Consider the following 20,285-nt stretch of genomic DNA (forward strand, 5'->3'; position numbering starts at 1 on the left):
TCGCCCGCTCCAGGGCAGCGCCGCACGCAACAAGGGCATGGCGCTCTTCCCGCGCAAGTTTGGCAAAGACTATGTGATGCTCGGGAGACAGGACGGCGAGAGCCTTTATCTACTGCGCTCCACCGATCTCCTTTCCTGGGAGCATGGCGAAATTCTTGCGCGTCCGGAATATGCCTGGGAACTTATCCAGATCGGCAACTGCGGAGCGCCTATCGAACTGGAAGAAGGATGGCTCGTGCTCACCCACGGCGTCGGCGCCATGCGCAAATATTCCATCGGGGCGCTGCTGCTCGATCGGGATGACCCGAGCCGCGTCATCGGCCGAACCGCAGTCCCGCTCCTCTCGCCCTCGGATGAAGCACGCGAAGGCTATGTCCCCAACGTCGTCTACACCTGCGGTGCGTTGGCGCACGCCGGCCGCCTGATCATGCCGTATGGCGTGGCGGACAGTTCCGTGAGCTTCGCGTCGATGGACCTGGCGGAATTGCTGGCGATGCTGTCGCCGCCAGCTGCCGCCCGGTCCCCAATCGCCCAGGATGTGGAGCCGATCCGGGACCGAACGGACGCGTGATCCTTCCTTCGCTATGACGGCGCAGCGGACGTCAGTCGCGCACCAGCAGGCACTTCCCTAATGCAGCGTCGTGTCGGTCTCGACGTCCGCTTCCGCGATGACATACTCGTCCCCCTCCCCCACGAAGAACATCGTGACGCGTTCTTCCTCGATTTCTGGAGGCGGCCGGTCGGGGAAACGTTCAGCCCAGGTGCCGTTCACGTAGGACAAAAGCGTGGACCAGGCGATTGCATGATTCGGATGCGTCGAAAGGAAGACCTTTCCGAGGTGCTCGATCATCAGGACGACAACGGACATACGCCTACTCCGCCACCTTGCCTCGCGAGAACATCTGCAAAGACGAGGTCGCGGAGAGAGGATCAGACCATCAACGGCTTCCGGCTGGGTCGGAAGTGCGAATGCCTGACAAAATCTGTTCCACTTCGAAGAGATCGCCCGACGTCTCCACACCAGGTCCGCAGAGACGAATGATCATTCGCCCCTCGACTACCTTGCTTCCTATTCGAGGTGCGGATCCGAGGCCAAAATGAACGCCTGGCTTATCGAGCACATGCCGATAGAGCCGCCAATAGCGGCGCCATTCAGCCGCGCTTCCGCTCGTCGAAATGGTCATATGACCGGATCGGAGCGGCACATACGACACATCGCGGCTTAACTGTGCGCGTTCGATCGCAAAGCAGCGCGCCCCACGGCCTGCAGCGACTTGCGCCGCTTTCCTCAACAACCCCGTCCGCACCGACCGGTCAGGCCAGCGAATCGGGGCGAGGATTGCGATTTCATAGCTCGGCTGATCGCCGCTCCCGACCTCGTGGACTTCGAAAGTCGGGAGCTGGGGCCCGCTTTTCGCAGGCGTCGGGTCGACATGCGCGGCCGAGACGAGGGCGAACACGCCACACCACCAGTTGCCCCTTGTCGGCCGGGCCGAGCGTCGCAGCAGCCGGCCAAAGCATTGCCGTGTTCCGGAGGCGTCAGCGGCGGAGGCGAACCGTACCATCGGATCCGCCTTCCCGCTCAGCTCGCGCTTGCAATCACGACGCGCGCGGGCCGCACAAGCCGGCTAGCAATCCTGTATCCCGGCTGGAGGGTCTCGAGGACCAGGCCGTCACCTGTCTCGTCATCAGATCGCGATGAGATCGCATCATGGATGTTGGGGTCGAACGCCTCGCCCGTGCCGGGGCATATTCGCTCGACGCCCACCTTGATCAGCGCATCGAGAAACTCGCGACTGGTCGCCCGGAGCCCGTTTAGCAGGGCATCGACACTCGGCTGGGTTCCTTCCTCGGTTCGGCTGGCCGCCTCGATGGCGAGATCGAGGCTATCGAGAGCGGGAACGATTTTCGAGACCAGGTCTGCAATCCCGCTCTCGCGCCCCTCGGCACGCGCGCGATCGGCTCGCTTCCTGGCATTCTCGGCATCGGCTAGGGCACGCAGGAGCCGCTCCCGCAGCTCGTCGGCTTCCGATGCGGCCGCCTGCTTGGACTCGGGCTTCTCCACCTCCTGCTCCTGCGGCGCCGGAGACTGTCCTCCTTCAGCGATGTCGTCCTGGTTCATTTGACCGAGCCTTCATTCATCCGTGCAAGCGGCAGCGCCACTTCACCAAATTGTGATCAGCGGAACGGACCGGATCACTTCTTCGCGTCGTCCGCCTCCTCGAACTCGGCGTCCACGATCCCGTCATCAGCCGACGATGCGCTGCCCGGCTCGGCGCGCTGGGCGCTTGCGACCTTCTGGGTCGCAGACTGCAGATCCTCGCCGCGCGCGCGAATGTCCTCGATCTGGTCGCCCTGCATAGCCGTCTTCAGGTTCGAAACCGCGTCTTCGACGGCTTGCCGATCCGCGGCCGCAACGCGATCCCCTGCATCCGCAAGCGTCTTTTCGGAAAGGAAGATCAAAGCGTCGGACTGGTTCTTCGCTTCCGCCAGTTCGCGCCGCTTCCTGTCCTCGCTGGCATGCTCTTCGGCGTCCCTGACCGCACGCTTGATGTCCTCTTCGCTCAGTCCGCCCGACGACTGGATGGTGATCTTCTGCTCGCGCCCGGTCCCCTTGTCTGTCGCGGAAACGTTCACGATGCCGTTTGCATCGATATCGAACGTCACCTCGATCTGCGGCACGCCTCGGGGCGCCGGTGCGATGTTCTCGAGATTGAACTGGCCGAGGAGCTTGTTGTCCTCGGCCATCTCCCGCTCGCCCTGGAAGACCCTGATGGTAACAGCGGGCTGGTTGTCCTCCGCCGTCGAGAAGGTCTGGCTCTTCTTGGTAGGTATCGTCGTGTTCCGGTCGATGAGCTTGGTCATCACGCCGCCGAGCGTCTCGATGCCCAACGACAATGGCGTGACGTCGAGAAGCAGCACGTCTTCGACCTGGCCCTTCAGCACGCCCGCCTGGATCGCTGCGCCAAGTGCCACGACCTCGTCAGGGTTGACGCCCTGGTGCGGCTCGCGCCCGAAGATAGTCTTCACCGCCTCGACGACCTTCGGCATGCGGGTCATCCCGCCGACCAGCACAACTTCGTCGAGCTGATCGGCATTAAGCCCTGCATCCTCCAGCGCTGCCTTGCACGGCCCCATGGTGCGGGAGATGAGATCATCGACCAGCGCCTCGAGCTTGGCGCGCGTGAGGCTGATGTCGAGATGCTTCGGACCGGATTGATCCGCGGTAATGAAAGGCAGGTTGACACTCGTCTGCGATGCCGAACTGAGCTCGATCTTCGCCTTCTCGGCCGCCTCTTTCAGGCGCTGGAGCGCGAGCCGGTCCTGGCGCAGATCGATCCCCTGCTCCTTGCGGAACTCGTCCGCGAGAAAGTCGATGATCCGCTTGTCGAAATCCTCGCCGCCGAGAAAGGTGTCGCCGTTGGTCGACTTCACTTCGAACACGCCATCGCCGAGTTCGAGAATGGATACGTCGAACGTGCCGCCGCCAAGATCATAAACCGCGATCGTGCCTGCCTTCTTCTTTTCCAGCCCATAGGCAAGGGCGGCAGCCGTTGGCTCATTGATGATGCGCAGAACCTCGAGACCGGCGATGGTCCCCGCATCCTTGGTCGCCTGCCGCTGGGCGTCGTTGAAATAGGCCGGAACGGTGATGACGGCTTCGGTGACCGGCTCGCCCAGATATTTCTCGGCAGTCTCCTTCATCTTGCGCAGGATGTGCGCGGAGATCTCGCTGGGGCTCGACTTCTTCCCGTTCACCTCCACCCAGGCGTCACCATTGGCGCCGGGAACGATCTTGTAGGGCACCATGCCCTTGTCCTTCTGGACGATAGGGTCATCGTAGCGGCGTCCGATCAGGCGCTTGATCGCAAAGAGCGTCTGCTCGGGATTGGTAATGGCCTGACGCTTCGCGGCGGCTCCCACCAGTACCTCGCCATCGGGGCGGAAGGCCACCATGGATGGGGTGGTCCGGGCACCTTCGGCATTCTCGATGACCTTGGGCTCTTTGCCCTCCATCACCGCGACGCAGGAATTGGTGGTGCCAAGATCGATGCCGATTGCTTTCGCCATGCTAGCCTCCGAATTAGAAAATCGAACAACGACGATGAAGGGTCTCGCGCTCGTGAGTCCTGACCTGGATCAGTTGTCGCGTAAGGCCGCCTCAGACTCCCAAGGAGGCACGCGGATTTTCGTCATGACGCTGAGCCCAGGTCCGGGCGAACTCCTCAAGCTCAGCGTCGCCGGAAGGCAGATGCACCATCAGGCGGACCAACTGATTGCCGCGTGAACCGTCCCGCCGGTGGAATCCCTTGCCCTTGATCCGCAGCGTGCGCCCCGAGCTCGATCCCTTAGGGATCGTCAGCAACACCGGCCCGTCGACGGTCGGAACCCGCACTTTGGCGCCGAGCACGGCTTCGTCCCAGCGCACCGGCAACTCCAAACGGACATCGTCTCCATCCCTCGTGAAGAAGCGGTGCGGCTCTATCTCGAGAATCACGATGGCATCGCCGGGTCCGCCAGGGCCTTCCTCCCCCTGGCCACGCAGGCGCACTTGCGTCCCCGACTCGAAGCCAGCCGGCAGCTTCAGGTCGACCGCCTTCCCCCTTCTGAGCTCGACATGTTGCGGACGCAGCGCCGCTGCATCTTCGAAGCTGACGTTCAGGCGATAGGCGACATCAGCTCCCCGAGAGCGATATGATCGGCGCTGACCGCCCCCGGCGGTCTCCGCGCGGCCGAACATATCGCCAAATATGCTCGCGAAATCGGCTTCGTCCCCGCTGAATTCAAATGTCGTCCCGCCACCATCGGTACCGGCACGAAAGCCGCCACGGCGGGCAAAGGGTCCGGCACCATCGAAGTCGGAAAAACCATAGGGAGCCTTCGGATTGCCATTCTCATCGATTTCACCGCGATCATAGCGCGCGCGCTTTTCCTTGTCGGTAAGGAGGTCATAGGCGGCTGTAATCGCAGAAAAGCGTTCCGCCGCTCCCGGCTTATCCGCGTTGCGGTCCGGATGATATTCCTTGGCGAGCTTTCGATAGGCCTTCTTGATCGTGGCGTCGTCAGCATCGCGCGGCACGTTCAAGGCCTGGTATGGATCGGCCATTCTGTTTCAGTCCCTATGTCGGTTGTTCATTATCTGTCGTTACGCCTCGGCGAAAATGAGATAACCAATCCTATTACCGGAAGCATCTTGCAAGGTGCGCGACTCCGAACTCCCCATCGGCATCCCGCTCCACGGCGCGTTCCAGCGAGATCATGCACCAAACCATAGGTTGAGAGCATGCAGGATGCTCTTTGTTTCCTGCACGTCGCGAACAGCGACTGTGTCGACGCCGGTCGTAACCGCAGGGTAGTCGTTGCCACCAGGGAATACTGCGTCGCCGAGGAACATCATGTCCTTCAAGGCGACGCCGCTAACCTCTGCCAGCTTGCGCAGTCCAAATCCCTTGTCGATCTCTTCCCGCGTAATGTCGACCGATGTGGTTCCTCCGATGTTGATCGACCAGCCAGGCAAGGATTGTTCTAGCATGGCTTGCAACTGCAGCCGCTTGCGACGATCCGGGTCCCAGGCCCGCTTGGCATCCAGCGGCGCTTTCTGCCCGATGCCTGAATAGGTTACCTGCGTTCCGCGATCCTCGACCCGTGGTCCCCACGCAGGATCGTCATTGAGGCCCGCCGCCGCTATCGCCCGTTCCAGTGCGCCCAGGATATGCGACTTCTCATCCGGCGTGATTGCCTGCGAGTAGACCAGCTGCCAGTCTTTGGTGAAGCGGAACAGCTTCGCGCCGGCAGTGGGCAATATCCAGAGCATGGCCAGCTCTGCATTGCTTGGCAGGCGATCAATCACCTGCTTCTTCAGTTGGGGCCAGTCACCCCCGGAAATCACTGCCACCTGGGCAAAGGTGAGGAGCGTTGCCAGCAGCCCGGCGATCTCGTCGTCGAGCGGGGCATTGCTTTCGGCCAAGGTGCCGTCGAGATCGAAAGCGATCAGCTGCTTCACACCGTCACCGTTGGCTTTGGGTCGACACAAGAGTTATAAGAAGGGATCACCGAGTTCGGCTGACCACATTGGCCGTGCCATCGGCTTGAACGATGACGAGATGATAGGACTTGTCTTCGCACTGCGCCCGCCAAACCGGTCCCTCCTTCTCGTCCGGCAGCCGCTCAGCCTGAATGACATTCTGGCACGCCAGACCGGCATCTCGGATCGCGCGGAAGAGCGCAGACCGCCTAGATGCGTCGTTCAGGTTGATCACCGCCTGTTGGTAGTTGTTGATCGAGGCGCTATGCGCGGTGATCGCCGCTAGGCTGCTCCGCCTTCTGCGTCCCACATCCAGCTAGAGCGACGCACAGCACTGCTGCGATGATGCCGCGCATCGATCGAACTCCTTCCTCAATGGGCCAGCAGCAGCGGCTTCGGGCACCGCAGCAACATCTCGCGCGTGACCCCACCAAGGATACGTTCGCGAATGCGCGAATGCCCATAGGCGCCGAGAACCGCGAAGCTCGACCGCGAGTCGATGATGACGTTCAGCAGTTCCTCTCCCACGCTGAGCTCGCCGCGCGGCACCGGGAGCAACTCCGATTGGATGCCATGATGCGAGAGATAGGCGGCAGCGCCGGCGGCGGGAAACTCGGGAGCGTCGTCCCCGATCGTCACGATCTGGACGCGCGCCGCCCGGCTCAGGAGCGGAACCGCGAAACGCAGCGCCTGCGCGGCCTCGAACGAAGCGTTCCACGCGACGAGCGCAGCGCCGTCGAGATCAAGCGTTCCGTTGTCATAAGGCACCGAGAGGATCGGAGCGCGCGAATGGACTGCGACATCGCCGACGAGGTCGAGTTCCGCGTCCCAGCCGCCTTCGTCGCTTTCGAGATGACTGAGGATGATCACGTCGCTCAATCGCGATTGATCGAGAAGCACCGTCGCGGGAGAACCAGCTCCGCGTACCCAGTCGAAGGATACACCCTCGTCGCGCAGTCTGGCCTCCACGGCCGCGCGCGTGGCATCCTGTCGTTTCTCATGCTCCGTGAAGAGCTTCACCGATGGGTAAACCCCGCCGAAGGGGTCGGCCATTGCGTAGGCCGACAGCGGCGCAGCCTGCGCGCCCGTCAGATGAAGGTCGAATGCCCGGGCAAGCTGGACTGCCGCGTCAAGCCGCGCGTCTCCGCCCCTGTCCTCGGCCACGTGGAGCAATCCTGTTTTCATCTACCGATCCTTTCGATTGCGTGGTCGGCCGAAAGGCAATGGCCGCAGCAGCAGAAGGGTAAGCAGCGGAAGGATCGCAGACGCTGACATAGGTCAGACGCGGCGCCCGCCGATCATTGCCGCCGAAAGCGTGGGCTGTGGAGGTAAGTTCACTCGTCGAGGAGCGCGCGGAGCATCCAGGCCGCCTTTTCGTGAACCGCCACGCGTTGCGTCGCGAGATCAGCGGTCGCCTGGTCGCCCGCTTCATCGGCCACAGGAAAGAGGCTGCGAGCCGATCGGGCAGTCGCCTGGTGTCCGTCGACCAGAATCTGGATCATCGCCTCGGCTCTGGGGGGAGTTTCGGGCGCGTCAGCGAGCGAGCTCAGCCTCGCAAACTGCGCATATGAACCAGGTGCTGGCTCAGCGAGCGAGCGAATTCTTTCGGCGATCGGATCAACCGCATTCCACAATTCAGTATACTGGACCATGAACATCGCATGGAGGCTGTTGAACATCCGCCCAGTGACGTTCCAGTGGAAATTATGAGTCGTCAGATATAGCGTGTAGGTGTCGGCCAACAGGCGCGACAGACCCTCGGCTATTTCTTTCCTCTTGGTATCGTCAATTCCGATCTCGATGGCCATTCCTGTCATCCTGTTAATCCGCCGCGCTAGGCGGGCGGAGGTCTGGTCGCGGGTTGCGCCTCGGCCGCAAGCGCGGTTGGTGAAGCACTGCGGAGGATAGCGCGGCACCGCGGCGATGAACTGACCCACATCAGACGGCAATGTAACGGTCGCAGACCGCGACCGGGCCGGGAACGGTCCCACCGGTTTTCGCCTGACCTAAGTCAGCGCGCATCGGCGACTCGCTGAATAGGAAAGCTGCGGCGGAGTGTCAACCTGGGCTGCTGGCCCGCAATGACTAGGAGGATCCACCATGGTTTCCCTTTTTCGCACCGATTCCACCATCAAGAGGGACGTCGAGGACGAGATCAAATACGACCCGTCGATCCAGCATGACGAGACGATCGCCGTCGCCGTGAAGGACGGGATCGTGACGCTGAGCGGCGTGACCAAGAGCTATATGGACTCTTATTATGCCGAGAAGGCGGCGAAACGCGTCTCGGGGGTTAAGGCGGTCGCCAACGAGATCCAGGTCAAGCTGTCGACCGAGCGCCTTGATCCCGAGATTGCCGAAGACGCGGTAAAATCGCTGAAGCGCGAACTGCCCAGCAGCGCCGAAAAGGTCAAGGTCGTCGTCAAAAATGGCTGGCTTACGCTCGAGGGCCATGTCGAATGGAATTTTCAGAAGGAATGGGCCGAACGCGCCGTCCGGTCGATCAGCGGCGTAAAGGGCGTCACCAATTTGATCACGGTAGAGCCCAGGGTCAACCCTGGCGACGTCAAGAAGAAGATCGAGGACGCCCTCGTCCGCAGCGCCCAGGTCGACGCGCAACGCGTCGAGGTCATAGCCGACGGCGGCAAGGTCACGCTCAAGGGTACGGTCAGGAGCTGGGCCGAACGTCAGGAGGCCGAAAGATCGGCATGGGCCGCACCTGGCGTGACGAGCGTTGACAATCAAATCAGGATCCTGCCCTGATGCGATCGGCGGGGATGGGGATGGCTATCCCCGCCTTCGCCGGCTGCACAACATCCACCCGCACGAACCCATCGCCGACCGGCGTAACCTTGCCGACCGAATTGAGCAAGAGCCGTCAGGCCGGCGGAAAGGTCGCGTCGATGATCGTCCCGCCCGGCAATTGGCAGCGTCCCTGCCCACCGCCAGCCATCCCTGCACTCGGCCGCATCAGCCGGAAATGGCACCGCATCTGCCCGTCTGCGCCGGTAAGGTTGGCGAGCACCCTCCCGCTGTAATGGGTGAGCGTGCTCTGGCTTGGTCCCCAATACGTCCAACCACGCCACCTCCACCGATCGCCCCACCCGGTCCATAGCGGAGTAAGCTCCTCGATGGTTGTCTCGCTCGTGATCTGGAAGAACGGGCCTGCATAGGTGGCGCCCGTGCTAAGCTTTGCGGTCATAATGCCCGATCGGGCACCGCTCGATTTCCACACGAACGTCGCTGTCGTCGTCCCGCTCCTCGCAACGCCGATGCCGGACCCCGTAGTGGTGCACCCGGCTATGCCAAGAAGCATTGCCGGCAGGAGAGCAAAACTGAATCCCATTTTCTTCATCTCAACCTAAGCCTCCACGGTTTTGATCGTTGCTCCTTCGTCGATGGTGCCCCGACCTCCTGCGGCCGGGGCACCTTGAGCGGCGGTCTCGGGTTAGTCGCAGGGCCGAGCCAAGCTCTGATCTATCTCAGCCCGCCGCCAAGCAACCCGATTAGGTTGGGTCGGCGACATCAGGAAGGTTCGTCGCGCCATTCCTCGCGAAGGCGGACCACGTGCAGCAAGGAGTCCCAACTTGGATAGAAACGCAGGCACACTGCCCCCCCAGCCAAGTCGATTGGAACAGCTCAGCACCGACTTTGCGGCGCTGGCGCCCAAGCTTCCGGACGGCCCGGAAAAGCAGGCTCTATCGCTGCTCCACGGCCTGATTCAGGAATTGTGGCGCTCCGCCGGCTCGGCCCGCCCTGCCTTCGAGGCACCGGCCGGCGCGACTCTGGATGATCTGAAAAGCCTCCACGAGCATGCGCCTGCGATGGAGGGGGATGCGGTCAATGCTCCTCTCAGCGTGGGAACGAAAGCGCCAGAGTTCGCCCTGCTGGACGCCAACGGCCGGGAAGTCACCCTCTCATCCTATGCGGGACGAACAATCGTGGTCGCCTTCTATCCGCTCGACTGGAGCCCAGGCTGCAGCAAGCAGTTGGACCTTTATCAGCAGGAATGGAGCGAGTTCGAGAAGCGCGACGTGCAGATCGTCGGGATTTCGGTAGATAGCCTTTACAGCCACGGCGCCTGGGCAGCCGCTCGCGGACTCTCGATGCCGCTCCTCGCGGATTTCAATCCCAAGGGAGAAGTCGCGCGCCGCTATAACGTATGGCGCGACGCTGATGGCTTTTCCGAGCGCGCGCTCTACGTCATCGATGGAGCGGGCGTCATCCGCTACGCCCACATCTCGCCGAAGCTCCAGCATGTCCCCGACATCTATGAGCTCTTCGCCAAGCTCGACGAGATTGTTGGAACGCCAGCGAATGCGGGACGCGAATAATGGCGTCCGCGTATCGAGCACGCGGCCCAGCTCCCGCTCCGATCGTCATCTACGGAAGCCGTTGGTGCGGCATCACCATGATGATTCGGCGGTATCTCGACCGAGCCGGGATCCCGTATCGCTTCGTCGACTGGGAAGCCCATCCAGAAGTGCGGTCGGAGCTCGAATGGCTCGCCGGAGGCAGGCTTGCCAGTCCCACGATCAAGCTCGGGGGACAGGTTCTCGTGCAGCCCTCGATGCGCGAACTCGAATGGGCGCTGGCCCGCGCCGGATACGGTTAGCTTTAGGAATACGGCTCGGACGGACCACTCGCCCCCCCCCGGCCGCCGAGCCGTTGCACCGGGCAGCGTGATACTATTACTCCGCCCGTCACGCTGTCCGGTGCCCTTACCTACCAACGAATCTACGGTGTACCGGTATCTCACACGCGATTGAGCATGATGCCGCGGCCGACACGCGAATGTTTATTGCAAAACGCCCGAGAAACCACGCAATGGGATCAGGGTTAGATCGCGACCTGTTCTAACTTCTCGGCGTGCCGGGCCGCCAAGCCCGCGCTGATCAGGTGGCGAGCCATGGATCAGGTTGGATTGTGGCAAGCGGCAACTCGTCCAGCGTCTTCTTCAGCTCGATTTCGTGCACGTGCACGTTCAGCGCGCCGGATTTTCGCATGATGTCCTGAATCTGGGATTCGGGGGTGTCATCCCGCACTCGAACAAAGACGACTAATCCACCGGAACGAATATCGCGCTCAAGAGTATCGGCCCCGACGCCACCCAGGATGGCCCTGCGCACGACCTTCGCGATACCCGCTCCAATCGTTCCGCCTGCCGCAGTTGCGGCGAGTACCGCTGCCAAGGCGCCACCTGATGCCACGACGGGCAGGGCTGCGCCAAGCGCAGCCAGCGAGATTAGCGTTCCGAAAACAACCCCGGTGACCGTCGCCCCTTCATCTCGGGTAACCAGCTCGCGCCGCGGCAGGTCGGGAATTTCCGCAAGATTTATCGGGTCGCCATAGATTGCGGGAAGTTTCGCAAGTACCGCCTCGCGGCTCGCCATCAAGTCGATGTCGCCCTTGTCGACTCCTGCCGCTCCGAGCGCAACAACCAATTCCTCGAGCATTTCGAGGTTGTGCACGGTGCCGACAACCTCCCTCACTCGTACCTGCTCGAGGACGTTCTGCTCGAATTTTTCTGGCACGTTGATCTCCATCAAGGGCTGGACGAACAGAATATCCGCAATTCAAGAAGCAGCATCCTGACATAGCTCAGTCCTATCGCCGATGAAATACCGTAAGCTCCGCATCGGCAAGGACAGATGTCAATATGGGCTCGCGTCTCTATAAAAAGCGATCATGCTCGGCCGGTTATATCCGGAGCCGCCTGCGTCGCATTCGCTTGCGCAACATGCGACAGCAGAAGCTCGATCATAGGCATGCCACAATCTGTCGCGTCGCGCAGGATGGGCGATGGTGGCGCCGCTACCTAACTTCGCTGCCTGATGATGCTCGTGCAATCATCGAGCCTTATCCCAGCGCCTCCAACCATGGGCGAGGCGGCCGCGCGCATAAGAATGAGTGGAGGCTCAGGTTTGAGCCGAGAAAAAGGCCTTTTGTCGATTGGCTAACAGGTTGGACCGGCGGAGAAGATCCCCTGCTTCAGATCGATCTTCGCTTCGACAGTCGTGATGCTGCGGTGCGTTATTGCGAGCGGATTGACTTGCCGTATGAGGTACACGAGCCCCCCCGGGAAAGGGCTGCCCCCCTTAACAAGCAGCGTTTTCAATTCGACGATGCTCCTATCCGGGGTTGGCCAGGCGACGCCTCGGGATAGAAAGGCTCGTGACATGGGGTCGGCCGGCATTCGATGCGCCGGCCGCTAACATTGCCACTACCGAGGCACCGATCAAGCTGCGATGCCGGTATTCAAGCACCGAACCGTTCGGCCCACCCTCTCAGCGTGCCTAGATCAGTGACGCCAGCCTGGCGCGCGACGACATTGCCATTCTTGAAGGCAAGCAACGCGGGGATCCCCTGGACGCCGTACTCGGATGCGATGTCGGGATTTGCGTCGACATCGACCTTGATGAAGCGCGCTTTCGGCTCGATCGAGCGCGCTGCCTGTTCGAAGATCGGCGCCATCGTCCGGCACGGGCCGCACCAGCTCGCCCAGAAATCGACGATCACCGGCAGATCCGAATTGCGGATATGCTTGCGCGCTCGCGCAGCGTCGAGAGCGGCAGGGACGCCCTCGAACAGCTTCTGATGACAACGACCGCATCTGGCGACCAGCGGCTCACGGTCGGTCGGCACCGCGTTCGTGGCATCGCAGTGGGGGCAGACGACCCCTCGCTTTTCAGCCATCGATAAATCCTCGTTCGCTGCAGGTCCTCGCGGCAGCGGATCGCCGCCGCGAAGTGCCTTTCAATCAGCCTGCCCTTCGGCGGGCCCCTTCATCCGGATCGTGAATGCCAGTTCGCCGTCCCCTTCATCAATGGTGACAGTGGAGCCATCCGGGACCTCGCCCCGCAGGAGGAGGTCCGCCAAAGGATCCTGAAGATACCGCTGTATTGCGCGCTTAAGCGGACGTGCGCCGTAGACCGGGTCATACCCCACGCGGCCGAGCCAGGCACGCGCGCGCTCGGTGAGGTCAAGGATGATCTTCCGATCCTGGAGGAGGTTCTGGACGCGCGAGACCTGAATGTCGACGATCGGACCCATGTCGGCCTGGCCGAGGCGGTGGAACAGAATGATCTCATCGAGCCGGTTGAGGAATTCCGGCCGGAAATGCGCGCGCACCACCTCCATCACCTGCGGCTCGACGCTCTCGACCGTCTCCCCTTCCGCCAGGTTGGATAGGTACTGGCTACCGAGATTGGACGTGAGGATGATCAGCGTGTTCTTGAAATCGACCGTGCGGCCCTGTCCGTCCGTCAGCCGGCCGTCGTCGAGCACCTGCAGGAGCACGTTGAAGACGTCGTTGTGCGCCTTTTCCACCTCGTCGAAGAGGATCACCTGATAGGGCCGCCGCCGCACCGCCTCAGTCAGCACGCCGCCTTCCTCATAGCCGACATAGCCCGGCGGGGCGCCGATAAGCCGCGCGACCGAGTGCTTCTCCATGAACTCCGACATGTCGATTCGGACCATCGCGCTGTCGTCGTCGAACAGGAAGCCCGCGAGCGCCTTGGTGAGCTCGGTCTTGCCGACGCCGGTCGGGCCGAGGAACAGGAACGAGCCCATCGGCCGGTCCGGATCCTGCAGGCCCGCGCGGGCACGGCGGATGGCGCGGCTGACCGCCGTGACCGCCTGCCGCTGGCCGATGACCCGCTTGCCGAGCGCCTCCTCCATATGGAGCAACTTTTCGCGCTCGCCTTCGAGCATCTTGTCCACCGGGATGCCCGTCCAGCGCGAGACGACCGCCGCGATGTCCTGGGCGGTGACCTCCTCGCGCAGCATCGCGCCCTGGCTCGCCGTCTGAGCGTCGGCCAGCTGCTTCTCCAAACCCGGTATGACGCCATAGCTCAGCTCGCCAGCGCGGGCGAGGTCGCCGCGTCGCTGCGCCTGGTCAAGCTCGAGGCGAGCCTGGTCGAGCTGCTCCTTGAGCTTGGCCTCGGCCTGGATCTTCTCCCGCTCCGCCTGCCAGCGCTGTGTAAGTTCCGCCGACTGCTGCTCAAGCTGCGCGAGATCATGCTCGAGGTGCGTCAGGCGATCCTTGGACGCGGCATCCGACTCCTTTCTGAGCGCTTCCCGCTCGATCTTCAGCTGGATGATGCGCCGGTCGAGCGTCTCGATCTCTTCCGGCTTGGATTCGACCTCCATGCGGATCCGGCTTGCCGCCTCATCCATCAGGTCGATCGCCTTGTCGGGCAGGAACCGGTCGGTGATGTAGCGGTTGGAGAGCGTCGCCGCCGCGACGATCGCCCCATCCGTGATCCGCACGCCGTGGTGCAGCTCGTACTTTTCCTTGAGACCCCGGAGGATGGAGATCGTGTCCTCCACCGTCGGCTCGCCGACGAACACTGGCTGGAACCGGCGCTGGAGCGCCGCGTCCTTCTCGACATACTTACGGTATTCGTCGAGCGTGGTCGCGCCGATACAGTGCAGTTCGCCGCGGGCAAGCGCGGGCTTCAAGAGGTTGCCCGCATCCATCGCGCCTTCCGTCTTACCTGCGCCGATCAGCGTGTGCATCTCGTCTATGAAGAGGATGATGTTGCCCTCGGCCCCCTTCACTTCGTCGAGCACGCCCTTGAGACGCTCCTCGAACTCGCCGCGATATTTCGCGCCGGCGATGAGCGCCCCCATGTCGAGCGCCATCAGCTTGCGATCCTTGAGCGTGTCGGGAACGTCGCCATTGGCGATGCGGAGCGCCAACCCTTCCACGATCGCGGTCTTACCAACGCCGGGATCGCCGATGAGCACGGGATTGTTCTTGGTCCGACGCGCCAGAATCTGAACCGTGCGTCGGATCTCCTCGTCCCGGCCGATCACCGGATCGAGCTTCCCGTCCCTCGCGGCCTGGGTGAGGTCGCGGGCGAATTTCTTCAGCGCATCGTAGCGATCCTCGGCGCTTGCCGTGTCCGCGGCGCGCCCGCCGCGAAGCTGGTTGATCGCTTCGTTCAGCGCCTCGGGCTTCACGCCCGCTCGCGCCAGAGCCTTGCCAGCCGCCGCGCCTGTCGCGAGGGTGAGCGCCAGCAGTAGCCGTTCGACCGTCACATAGCTGTCCCCGGACTTCTGGGCGATCTGCTCGGCTTGATCGAGGAGCCGGACGGCATCGTTGTCGAGTCCGGGAGGCTGGGACGCCCCGCTTCCGGTGACTGAAGGCAGCTTGGCAAGCGCAGCGTCCACTTCGCTAGCCGCCAGATCCGGATTGCCGCCGGCAGCGCGAATCAGGCCGGCTGCCATGCCCTGCTCGTCTTCGAGCAGGGCTTTGAGAATATGCTCCGTCGTGATGCGCTGATGATTAAGTCTTATCGCCACGGTCTGCGCGGCCTGAAGAAAGCCCTTTGCGCGGTCCGTATATTTCTCAAGGTTCATTCGAATTCCTCTCGTTCAACAGCCGGAGTCGACAAGTGGCGGCCGATCCCGGCAGTCACCGTGCCGCCAAGGCCATAGGGATTCCCGATTGCGAGGACCCAGTCGCCGGTGCGCGCGCCCGGCGAGTTACCAAAGCGCACAAAGGGCAAGTTATTGGCCTCGATTTTGAAGACAGCAAGGTCTGAGGCTTCGTCACGCCCGACCACGCGAGCTGGATATTCCTTCCCGCCGGTCAGCGTGACCTTGATCGCTTGGACCTGCACGCCCGAGCCGCGACCCGCGACGACGTGGTTGTTCGTGACGACGTAGCCATCTGTCGAAATGAGGAATCCGGATCCGAGCGACGTGGCATTAAGGGGAGCGGGCGGCCGGCCCAGTTCCGGAAAGGGAAACAGGCCGCCGAACGGAAGGCCGCCCGGAAAGTCGGGCATTCTCCGCACCCTTACACGCGACGTTGTCGAGCTGTTCACCACAGCCGGGGAGAGACGGGCGGCAAGATCGGCGAAGCTCGGGGGCGCGCCACGGGCCGACTCCAGGCGACCGGAACCGTCCGCATTCAGCGGTGCCGTCTGGGCGTGACTACGCGTATCGCAAGCGACTGCCAGCAGCAACGCGGGAACGAAAACGAGCCTCCGCATCCAGGATCTCCCGTCGTTCAGCTCGACCAGCCTTCCGGCGAGCCGATCGAGCACCAAAGACCTGGGCAATCTAAGCGTGGCGGCTCGGCGAAACGCTGATCTTTGTCAGTGCTCTGAAGGAGCGGGCTCGCTCCTGCATCTTCTACGCGTTTGCCAGCCTTCGCTCCCATGCCCCTTCGCAAAGAGCTTGCTGCGTCGGCCCTGCCCGAGAGACGTCGCGAAGCGAGCCGATCCAGCGACAAAGTTCGAAGCTATCGGCTCCAGAATAGTTCGGGCTGGCACTTTGCTTTAGCTAAGACGATGCCGAGCGGCATCTGCGACTCCGCACCCTCTTCCAGGGCCCGTTCGACGACCTTCAGCTTGTCCTGGCCGCTGCCGAAAATAAGCAGTCGCTTTGCCGAGAGAATGGCGCTCAGCGTCAACGTCACTCTGGGCACCGGCGCCTCGGCCGGAAGCGGCACGGGCCTGATGCCGGCGACGCGCCTCCAGTCAGGATAACGCATCGCAACGGCAAGGTCCGGTCCCGGGAGGAGCGAGGCAACATGCCCGTCCAGACCGAACCCTAGCCAGACCAGATCCAGCGGCCAAGCCAGGTCCGAAAGCCTCAGCTCGGCTGCGTCCGCCGCTGCGGCAGGATCATCGAATGGTGGTCTTGCGAGAGGGGTGAGCTGTGCTTGCCCCGCGGCGAAACATCTCTCCAGCAGACCATAGTTGGACAGCCGGTCGCCCGGCGGCACGAGGCGGTCGTCGGTGGGGATGACCGTGACCCCACGCCACCCGCTCGAGTGCGGGGCAAGGAATTCGAACGCGCGCACAGGCGACCGGCCACCCGGAAAGGCGACGAATGCGAGGCCTTCCGTTTCCAGACGATCGGTGATGATGGCCGACACCTCTCGGACCAGGCTCTCGGCCAAATGCTCGGGAGTGGCAAACCTGTGCCTTAAAGGCTCCGGCACTTAGCGGCGTCGCCAATGGCGTTTGTACCAGTATCGGTGATAGGGATAGGGCCTATAGATTCAGTGGCCCCCGTACCATACCCAGGGATCATACCAAGGCGGCGCCATATAGACGTGCGGGTAGACGGGTGGCGGATAAAAAGGCTCGGGCGCTACCTTGACCACGAACCCGGGCGGACAGTCGGGGCTGGCGTTCCTCGCAATGGCGCTGCCCGCGACCGCGCCGGCCCCCGCGCCAAGAACCGTGGCTGGGGCTCTGTCGTAGCGACCAGCAAGCCCTGAACCTGCAAGCGCTCCAACCAGCCCGCCGATTACTGCGCCCACAGCGACATTGCTTCGACGGTCTGCGATGCAATTTGCTGCTGCCCACCGTTCGGCTTCGCGGCTGTAGCGATCGTCCTCCTCGCGCTCGCGGTCCGATTGCACGAAGCGGCCAGGAGACGGCTTGTAGCCACGCGGGGGTGGAACATTGTACTGCTCGCCGTAGCCTTCGGTTCGGCTTGAAGATGAAGCGGTGGAAGTCTGGGCAAACGCGGGATTCCCGCATGCGAGAAGCACTGTCACGATTGTAGCGCAGCGAAACGGGCTAGCAGGCATTTCAAGGCCAACCCATGTCCGCAGTCCCAGCGCGACGCTCGCCCCCGGCTCGGCCTCGAGGATTTGCCAGGCTTCGCTCTTGCCCCGGGGGAGCCCATACACCTTCGCGGTAGCGTCGTCAGGATGAACCTGGACCGAGAGCCGTCTGCTCGTGAACAGGTACTTGACCAGCAGCTCGGGGTCATCAAGCCCGCTTCCCGGCGGCAGCTCGAACCAGATCTCGCCGACGGGCTCCTCACGCGCGGCCACGTCATCGAACCAGGGTCCAGTCGACCATCGGCCCCAGGGTTTGGCGACCGTTTTGGTTTCCAATCGTATGACCGGCATGTCGCCCTCCTCTTGGATGCTCGAACGGTCAGGTCGGACATAATGCGGCCCTCCGAGGAGGCATCGCCACCATCGGAAGCATCGATGACGAACATCACTCGCACGGCGTGGGCCCGCCTGCGAATCCGCACTCCTCCGCAGCCCGGCAAGACGCGGCCGTGAGCGGGAGAGCGCTCCGGCTGGCTGACTCATGTCATTTGCGGTGCGGCGGACCGCGGCATTGTCCGCCTCGGCTTCCGTCTATTCCATCGCCGAACCCGTCCGACAATCCGTTCGGCCCGCCCCGGATCCCACCCCGATGCGTTTGGCGAGCGAGGGGCATGAACGATCATATAACCGTCCTTCGGCAGTCGGGCTTGAGGAGTGCGGACTTTGCAGGATCGCAAAGTCCGCACTCCTCGTCCTATGGTCTCAGTAGCTATCCACCCGCAGCCACATCGAACCCGCGCGCGCCGGCACTGGCAGTGTTGTCAGATTGCGCTGACTCACTTCTTCTGAGCAGGCTGGCTCGATTGAGTTGCTTTCTTGAAGAAATCGCGAATCTTGTCGAAAATGCTCGTTGCCGCGCCCTTGTTCTTGGTGCCCTCCTCGATCTCGTCGACCGTTTTCAGCAGCTCCTTCATTTGGTCCTTGGTCGCATAGCCCAACGCCTGACCGAGCCGGAGCTGTTCACGCGCAGTGTTCAGAAGTTGCTTGATTCTCGCCTCATCCCCGGCGCCGCGCTGGGCATTCGCAGCCAGGTTGCGCGCCTCTTCGATCGCCGCGCTTGCCCGGATGAGCGGGAGCGGGTGGATCACGTCGCGGATCACGATCGTGCCGAGCGCAGCTTCGAGCGCCGCCTTTGCTGCGTCCAGCTTGCCTTGGGCGATGAGAGCCGCGGCGGCCTTGATCGCGTCCGGGTAGGTCGCGAGCGGGAGATTACTGGTCCGAACAACGGTTTCGCTCGCCAGCCCGTCGATGAGATGGCGCGCCTCCTGCAACCGTCCATCTTCGAGCGCCTCCTCGGCCGACTTCCGCAGTGCCTTCACGGCATCCACAGAACCCAGGACGTCGTAGCTGATCACACTGACATCGACCGGAGCGAGAGCAAGGCTGGGGTTGCGCGCGAGCACGATTTCGAGCTTGCCGGTGGCGCGCTCGAGCGCGGCGGTCGCGGCCTTGCCGTCCTTGTTGTCGAGCGCGGCAAGCGCATTCTGCGTCTCCTGCAGCGCCGAAACGGCGTCCTGGAGCAGTTCTGCGCGGTCGACGGGCGGGGCCGGCGTCGCCGCCACCGGGGCGCTGGCCGCCCCGGTGGCGGCATTCGTGGCGGCCTCGTTGTTGGCGTCCTGCTTGGAACAGCCCGCCGTCAGAATGAGGGCCGAGGCCGCGGTCGCGGCTAAAAAACTGCGTTTCATGATCTTCCCCTTGGTTGTTGAAGGTACGAGTTCATTGGTCGGGAGCGGGCAGCGCAAGCGGCCGCCTCAGCTTTACGAGGTGATTCGTCCCGTCGCCATCGATCACGGCGATCGCCGCAACGCCGTCGCCGCTTTCTTCGACGTAGATCGATTGCGGGTGGCGGATCATGTGATCCAGTCCCTCGAGCGTCACACCCACCAAGTCGTCCTTGTGGTCATAGAAGATGCCGGCAATCGGCAGGTATTGCGCCTCGATCTGATCGCCGAGTTCGAGCGAGGCGACCTCAATCTCAGCTCGCAACCCAACCATGCTCCGGGAAACCCGATCGAGATACTTTCCCCACTCTGGCTTAGGAACCAGATTCATCAGTCGACTCCTTTGAAAAGGCATCGCGGCCCAAGGTTCATAGTCCACAAAAACATCGACCGTCCACATTGCGTCGCCGGTCCGCGGAGCACGATTCTGCCAAAGGCCTCTGCTCTTCGAAGGCAGGCGAGTGTTCGAACGCCTTGGTAAAGGCTGGTGCACGGACTCCCCCGGCGCGGCCCACCCGCCCGAACGCCCAATCTTGAAGCGCCCCGCCGCCTTCCGACTTGGCTGCCACGGGCGGCGGTACTGCGATCTTTGCCGATGTCCTGATCAATGTGGGCATCAATATTCTCCGGTCGGCCGTGGAATTGCAGGCCCGCGCCCCTGCCGCCCTGACATAGCTCAGCTTTCAGCTGGTCAAACCATGCGTCGGAACGGTCATCTTCGGGCACTGAGGAGCAAAGTTCCGTCACGCTCGGCGTAACCCGGGATGGATGCATGTTCCCGTGGCGCGCCGATGCAAGGCGATGCAAGGCGATGCAAGGCGATGGGGGCGGAAACGCGAAGCCGACAATGGTATTTTCGCTCTGCTCGCCCTGAGCCTCGAAGCCTGCGTCGTCCCGAATGACATCGCGGATGCGCTACTCCTTGCTTCGATGGCGATCACGATGC

At 62.8% G+C, this 20,285-nt stretch carries 23 protein-coding genes; 5 read left to right on the forward strand and 18 right to left on the reverse strand.

What is annotated here, in order from left to right:
- On the forward strand, positions 1-571 hold a 571-nt coding region (locus STE01S_RS18715; RefSeq protein ID WP_457920834.1), incomplete at its 5' end, for a glycoside hydrolase family 130 protein.
- A 57-nt stretch (positions 572-628) separates the two neighbouring features.
- On the opposite strand, the gene STE01S_RS18720 is transcribed toward STE01S_RS18715, so the two are convergent.
- The 9 genes from STE01S_RS18720 to STE01S_RS18755 all read right to left on the reverse strand — a co-directional run bounded on the left by STE01S_RS18720 (position 629) and on the right by STE01S_RS18755 (position 7,833).
- On the reverse strand, positions 629-868 hold the full coding sequence (locus tag STE01S_RS18720; protein WP_062770690.1) for a hypothetical protein: 240 nt from the start codon (positions 866-868) through the stop codon (positions 629-631).
- 70 nt (positions 869-938) lie between these two features.
- Positions 939-1,565 carry a hypothetical protein gene (locus STE01S_RS20590; RefSeq protein WP_162928352.1) on the reverse strand — a complete coding sequence of 209 codons (627 nt, stop codon included), beginning with the start codon at positions 1,563-1,565 and terminating at the stop codon, positions 939-941.
- Between the two features lie 17 nt (positions 1,566-1,582).
- A complete protein-coding gene (locus STE01S_RS18725) occupies positions 1,583-2,122 on the reverse strand; it encodes a nucleotide exchange factor GrpE (RefSeq protein WP_062770692.1) in 540 nt (179 codons plus the stop codon).
- Between the two features lie 74 nt (positions 2,123-2,196).
- Positions 2,197-4,071 carry a molecular chaperone DnaK gene (dnaK, locus tag STE01S_RS18730; protein WP_062770694.1) on the reverse strand — a complete coding sequence of 625 codons (1,875 nt, stop codon included), beginning with the start codon at positions 4,069-4,071 and terminating at the stop codon, positions 2,197-2,199.
- Positions 4,072-4,162: 91 nt separating this feature from the next.
- Complete coding sequence (locus STE01S_RS18735) at positions 4,163-5,107, reverse strand: DnaJ C-terminal domain-containing protein (RefSeq protein WP_010339436.1); 945 nt, start codon at positions 5,105-5,107, stop codon at positions 4,163-4,165.
- Between the two features lie 150 nt (positions 5,108-5,257).
- Positions 5,258-6,004, reverse strand: coding sequence for an HAD-IIB family hydrolase (locus STE01S_RS18740; protein WP_062770697.1), 747 nt, complete (start codon positions 6,002-6,004; stop codon positions 5,258-5,260).
- Positions 6,005-6,050: 46 nt separating this feature from the next.
- Positions 6,051-6,260, reverse strand: coding sequence for a hypothetical protein (locus STE01S_RS18745; RefSeq protein WP_125458957.1), 210 nt, complete (start codon positions 6,258-6,260; stop codon positions 6,051-6,053).
- A gap of 137 nt (positions 6,261-6,397) precedes the next feature.
- Entirely contained in the window at positions 6,398-7,210 is an 813-nt protein-coding gene (locus STE01S_RS18750) for a universal stress protein (RefSeq protein WP_062770700.1), read from the reverse strand.
- 149 nt (positions 7,211-7,359) lie between these two features.
- Positions 7,360-7,833, reverse strand: coding sequence for a Dps family protein (locus tag STE01S_RS18755; protein WP_120694235.1), 474 nt, complete (start codon positions 7,831-7,833; stop codon positions 7,360-7,362).
- 292 nt (positions 7,834-8,125) lie between these two features.
- Between STE01S_RS18755 and STE01S_RS18760 the strand changes: the two genes are divergently transcribed.
- Positions 8,126-8,788, forward strand: coding sequence for a BON domain-containing protein (locus STE01S_RS18760; protein ID WP_010339440.1), 663 nt, complete (start codon positions 8,126-8,128; stop codon positions 8,786-8,788).
- A 115-nt stretch (positions 8,789-8,903) separates the two neighbouring features.
- Here the strand turns inward: STE01S_RS18760 and STE01S_RS18765 are convergent, their stop codons facing one another.
- Positions 8,904-9,227, reverse strand: a complete 324-nt coding sequence (locus STE01S_RS18765) for a hypothetical protein (RefSeq protein ID WP_255266025.1) — start codon at positions 9,225-9,227, stop codon at positions 8,904-8,906.
- Positions 9,228-9,654: 427 nt separating this feature from the next.
- Here STE01S_RS18765 and STE01S_RS18770 point away from each other — a divergent pair, with 427 nt between their 5' ends.
- Positions 9,655-10,359, forward strand: a complete 705-nt coding sequence (locus STE01S_RS18770; protein WP_255266026.1) for a redoxin domain-containing protein — start codon at positions 9,655-9,657, stop codon at positions 10,357-10,359.
- The gene (locus tag STE01S_RS18775) at positions 10,359-10,640 is read left to right on the forward strand and encodes a glutaredoxin family protein (protein ID WP_047867088.1); all 282 of its coding nucleotides are present in this window, start codon (positions 10,359-10,361) and stop codon (positions 10,638-10,640) included. The genes STE01S_RS18770 and STE01S_RS18775 overlap by 1 nt, the downstream gene beginning before the upstream one ends.
- Before the next feature lie 280 nt (positions 10,641-10,920).
- Here STE01S_RS18775 and STE01S_RS18780 read toward each other — a convergent pair whose 3' ends face one another.
- The gene (locus STE01S_RS18780; RefSeq protein ID WP_062770711.1) at positions 10,921-11,571 is read right to left on the reverse strand and encodes a hypothetical protein; all 651 of its coding nucleotides are present in this window, start codon (positions 11,569-11,571) and stop codon (positions 10,921-10,923) included.
- 194 nt (positions 11,572-11,765) lie between these two features.
- Between STE01S_RS18780 and STE01S_RS21065 the strand changes: the two genes are divergently transcribed.
- Positions 11,766-12,191 (forward strand): NADH dehydrogenase ubiquinone Fe-S protein 4, encoded by a 426-nt coding sequence (locus STE01S_RS21065; protein ID WP_409372005.1) that lies wholly within the window; start codon positions 11,766-11,768, stop codon positions 12,189-12,191.
- Positions 12,192-12,283: 92 nt separating this feature from the next.
- Here STE01S_RS21065 and trxC read toward each other — a convergent pair whose 3' ends face one another.
- From trxC to STE01S_RS18815, 7 genes are all read right to left on the reverse strand, one after another.
- Positions 12,284-12,721, reverse strand: coding sequence for a thioredoxin TrxC (gene trxC / locus STE01S_RS18785; RefSeq protein WP_010339445.1), 438 nt, complete (start codon positions 12,719-12,721; stop codon positions 12,284-12,286).
- 60 nt (positions 12,722-12,781) lie between these two features.
- Positions 12,782-15,391 carry an ATP-dependent chaperone ClpB gene (clpB, locus tag STE01S_RS18790; RefSeq protein WP_062770714.1) on the reverse strand — a complete coding sequence of 870 codons (2,610 nt, stop codon included), beginning with the start codon at positions 15,389-15,391 and terminating at the stop codon, positions 12,782-12,784.
- Positions 15,388-15,822, reverse strand: coding sequence for a S1C family serine protease (locus STE01S_RS18795; RefSeq protein WP_062770717.1), 435 nt, complete (start codon positions 15,820-15,822; stop codon positions 15,388-15,390). Before STE01S_RS18795 ends, clpB begins: the two co-directional genes overlap by 4 nt.
- 458 nt (positions 15,823-16,280) lie before the next feature.
- On the reverse strand, positions 16,281-16,943 hold the full coding sequence (locus tag STE01S_RS18800; RefSeq protein WP_255266027.1) for a 6-phosphogluconolactonase: 663 nt from the start codon (positions 16,941-16,943) through the stop codon (positions 16,281-16,283).
- A gap of 102 nt (positions 16,944-17,045) precedes the next feature.
- Complete coding sequence (locus tag STE01S_RS20920; protein ID WP_062770720.1) at positions 17,046-17,909, reverse strand: glycine zipper 2TM domain-containing protein; 864 nt, start codon at positions 17,907-17,909, stop codon at positions 17,046-17,048.
- Positions 17,910-18,394: 485 nt separating this feature from the next.
- Positions 18,395-19,303: a YfdX family protein gene (locus STE01S_RS18810; protein ID WP_047867079.1), complete on the reverse strand. Its 909-nt coding sequence runs from the start codon at positions 19,301-19,303 to the stop codon at positions 18,395-18,397.
- Between the two features lie 31 nt (positions 19,304-19,334).
- Complete coding sequence (locus STE01S_RS18815; protein ID WP_062770723.1) at positions 19,335-19,670, reverse strand: DUF5335 domain-containing protein; 336 nt, start codon at positions 19,668-19,670, stop codon at positions 19,335-19,337.
- Between the last annotated feature and the right edge of the window lie 615 nt (positions 19,671-20,285).

This window comes from Sphingopyxis terrae subsp. terrae NBRC 15098, assembly GCF_001598815.1.
GTDB classification, from domain to species: Bacteria; Pseudomonadota; Alphaproteobacteria; order Sphingomonadales; family Sphingomonadaceae; genus Sphingopyxis; species Sphingopyxis terrae.

Bases quoted from the DNA above. Each gene is read 5' to 3' on its own strand.
- STE01S_RS18720 (WP_062770690.1), bottom strand. From the start codon at position 868: ATGTCCGTTGTCGTCCTGATGATCGAGCACCTCGGAAAGGTCTTCCTT.
- STE01S_RS20590 (WP_162928352.1), bottom strand. From the start codon at position 1,565: ATGGTACGGTTCGCCTCCGCCGCTGACGCCTCCGGAACACGGCAATGC.
- STE01S_RS18725 (WP_062770692.1), bottom strand. From the start codon at position 2,122: ATGAACCAGGACGACATCGCTGAAGGAGGACAGTCTCCGGCGCCGCAG.
- dnaK (WP_062770694.1), bottom strand. From the start codon at position 4,071: ATGGCGAAAGCAATCGGCATCGATCTTGGCACCACCAATTCCTGCGTC.
- STE01S_RS18735 (WP_010339436.1), bottom strand. From the start codon at position 5,107: ATGGCCGATCCATACCAGGCCTTGAACGTGCCGCGCGATGCTGACGAC.
- STE01S_RS18750 (WP_062770700.1), bottom strand. From the start codon at position 7,210: ATGAAAACAGGATTGCTCCACGTGGCCGAGGACAGGGGCGGAGACGCG.
- STE01S_RS18755 (WP_120694235.1), bottom strand. From the start codon at position 7,833: ATGGCCATCGAGATCGGAATTGACGATACCAAGAGGAAAGAAATAGCC.
- STE01S_RS18760 (WP_010339440.1), top strand. From the start codon at position 8,126: ATGGTTTCCCTTTTTCGCACCGATTCCACCATCAAGAGGGACGTCGAG.
- STE01S_RS18765 (WP_255266025.1), bottom strand. From the start codon at position 9,227: ATGACCGCAAAGCTTAGCACGGGCGCCACCTATGCAGGCCCGTTCTTC.
- STE01S_RS18775 (WP_047867088.1), top strand. From the start codon at position 10,359: ATGGCGTCCGCGTATCGAGCACGCGGCCCAGCTCCCGCTCCGATCGTC.
- STE01S_RS18780 (WP_062770711.1), bottom strand. From the start codon at position 11,571: ATGGAGATCAACGTGCCAGAAAAATTCGAGCAGAACGTCCTCGAGCAG.
- STE01S_RS21065 (WP_409372005.1), top strand. From the start codon at position 11,766: ATGCGACAGCAGAAGCTCGATCATAGGCATGCCACAATCTGTCGCGTC.
- trxC (WP_010339445.1), bottom strand. From the start codon at position 12,721: ATGGCTGAAAAGCGAGGGGTCGTCTGCCCCCACTGCGATGCCACGAAC.
- clpB (WP_062770714.1), bottom strand. From the start codon at position 15,391: ATGAACCTTGAGAAATATACGGACCGCGCAAAGGGCTTTCTTCAGGCC.
- STE01S_RS18795 (WP_062770717.1), bottom strand. From the start codon at position 15,822: ATGCCCGACTTTCCGGGCGGCCTTCCGTTCGGCGGCCTGTTTCCCTTT.
- STE01S_RS20920 (WP_062770720.1), bottom strand. From the start codon at position 17,909: ATGCCGGTCATACGATTGGAAACCAAAACGGTCGCCAAACCCTGGGGC.
- STE01S_RS18810 (WP_047867079.1), bottom strand. From the start codon at position 19,303: ATGAAACGCAGTTTTTTAGCCGCGACCGCGGCCTCGGCCCTCATTCTG.
- STE01S_RS18815 (WP_062770723.1), bottom strand. From the start codon at position 19,670: ATGAATCTGGTTCCTAAGCCAGAGTGGGGAAAGTATCTCGATCGGGTT.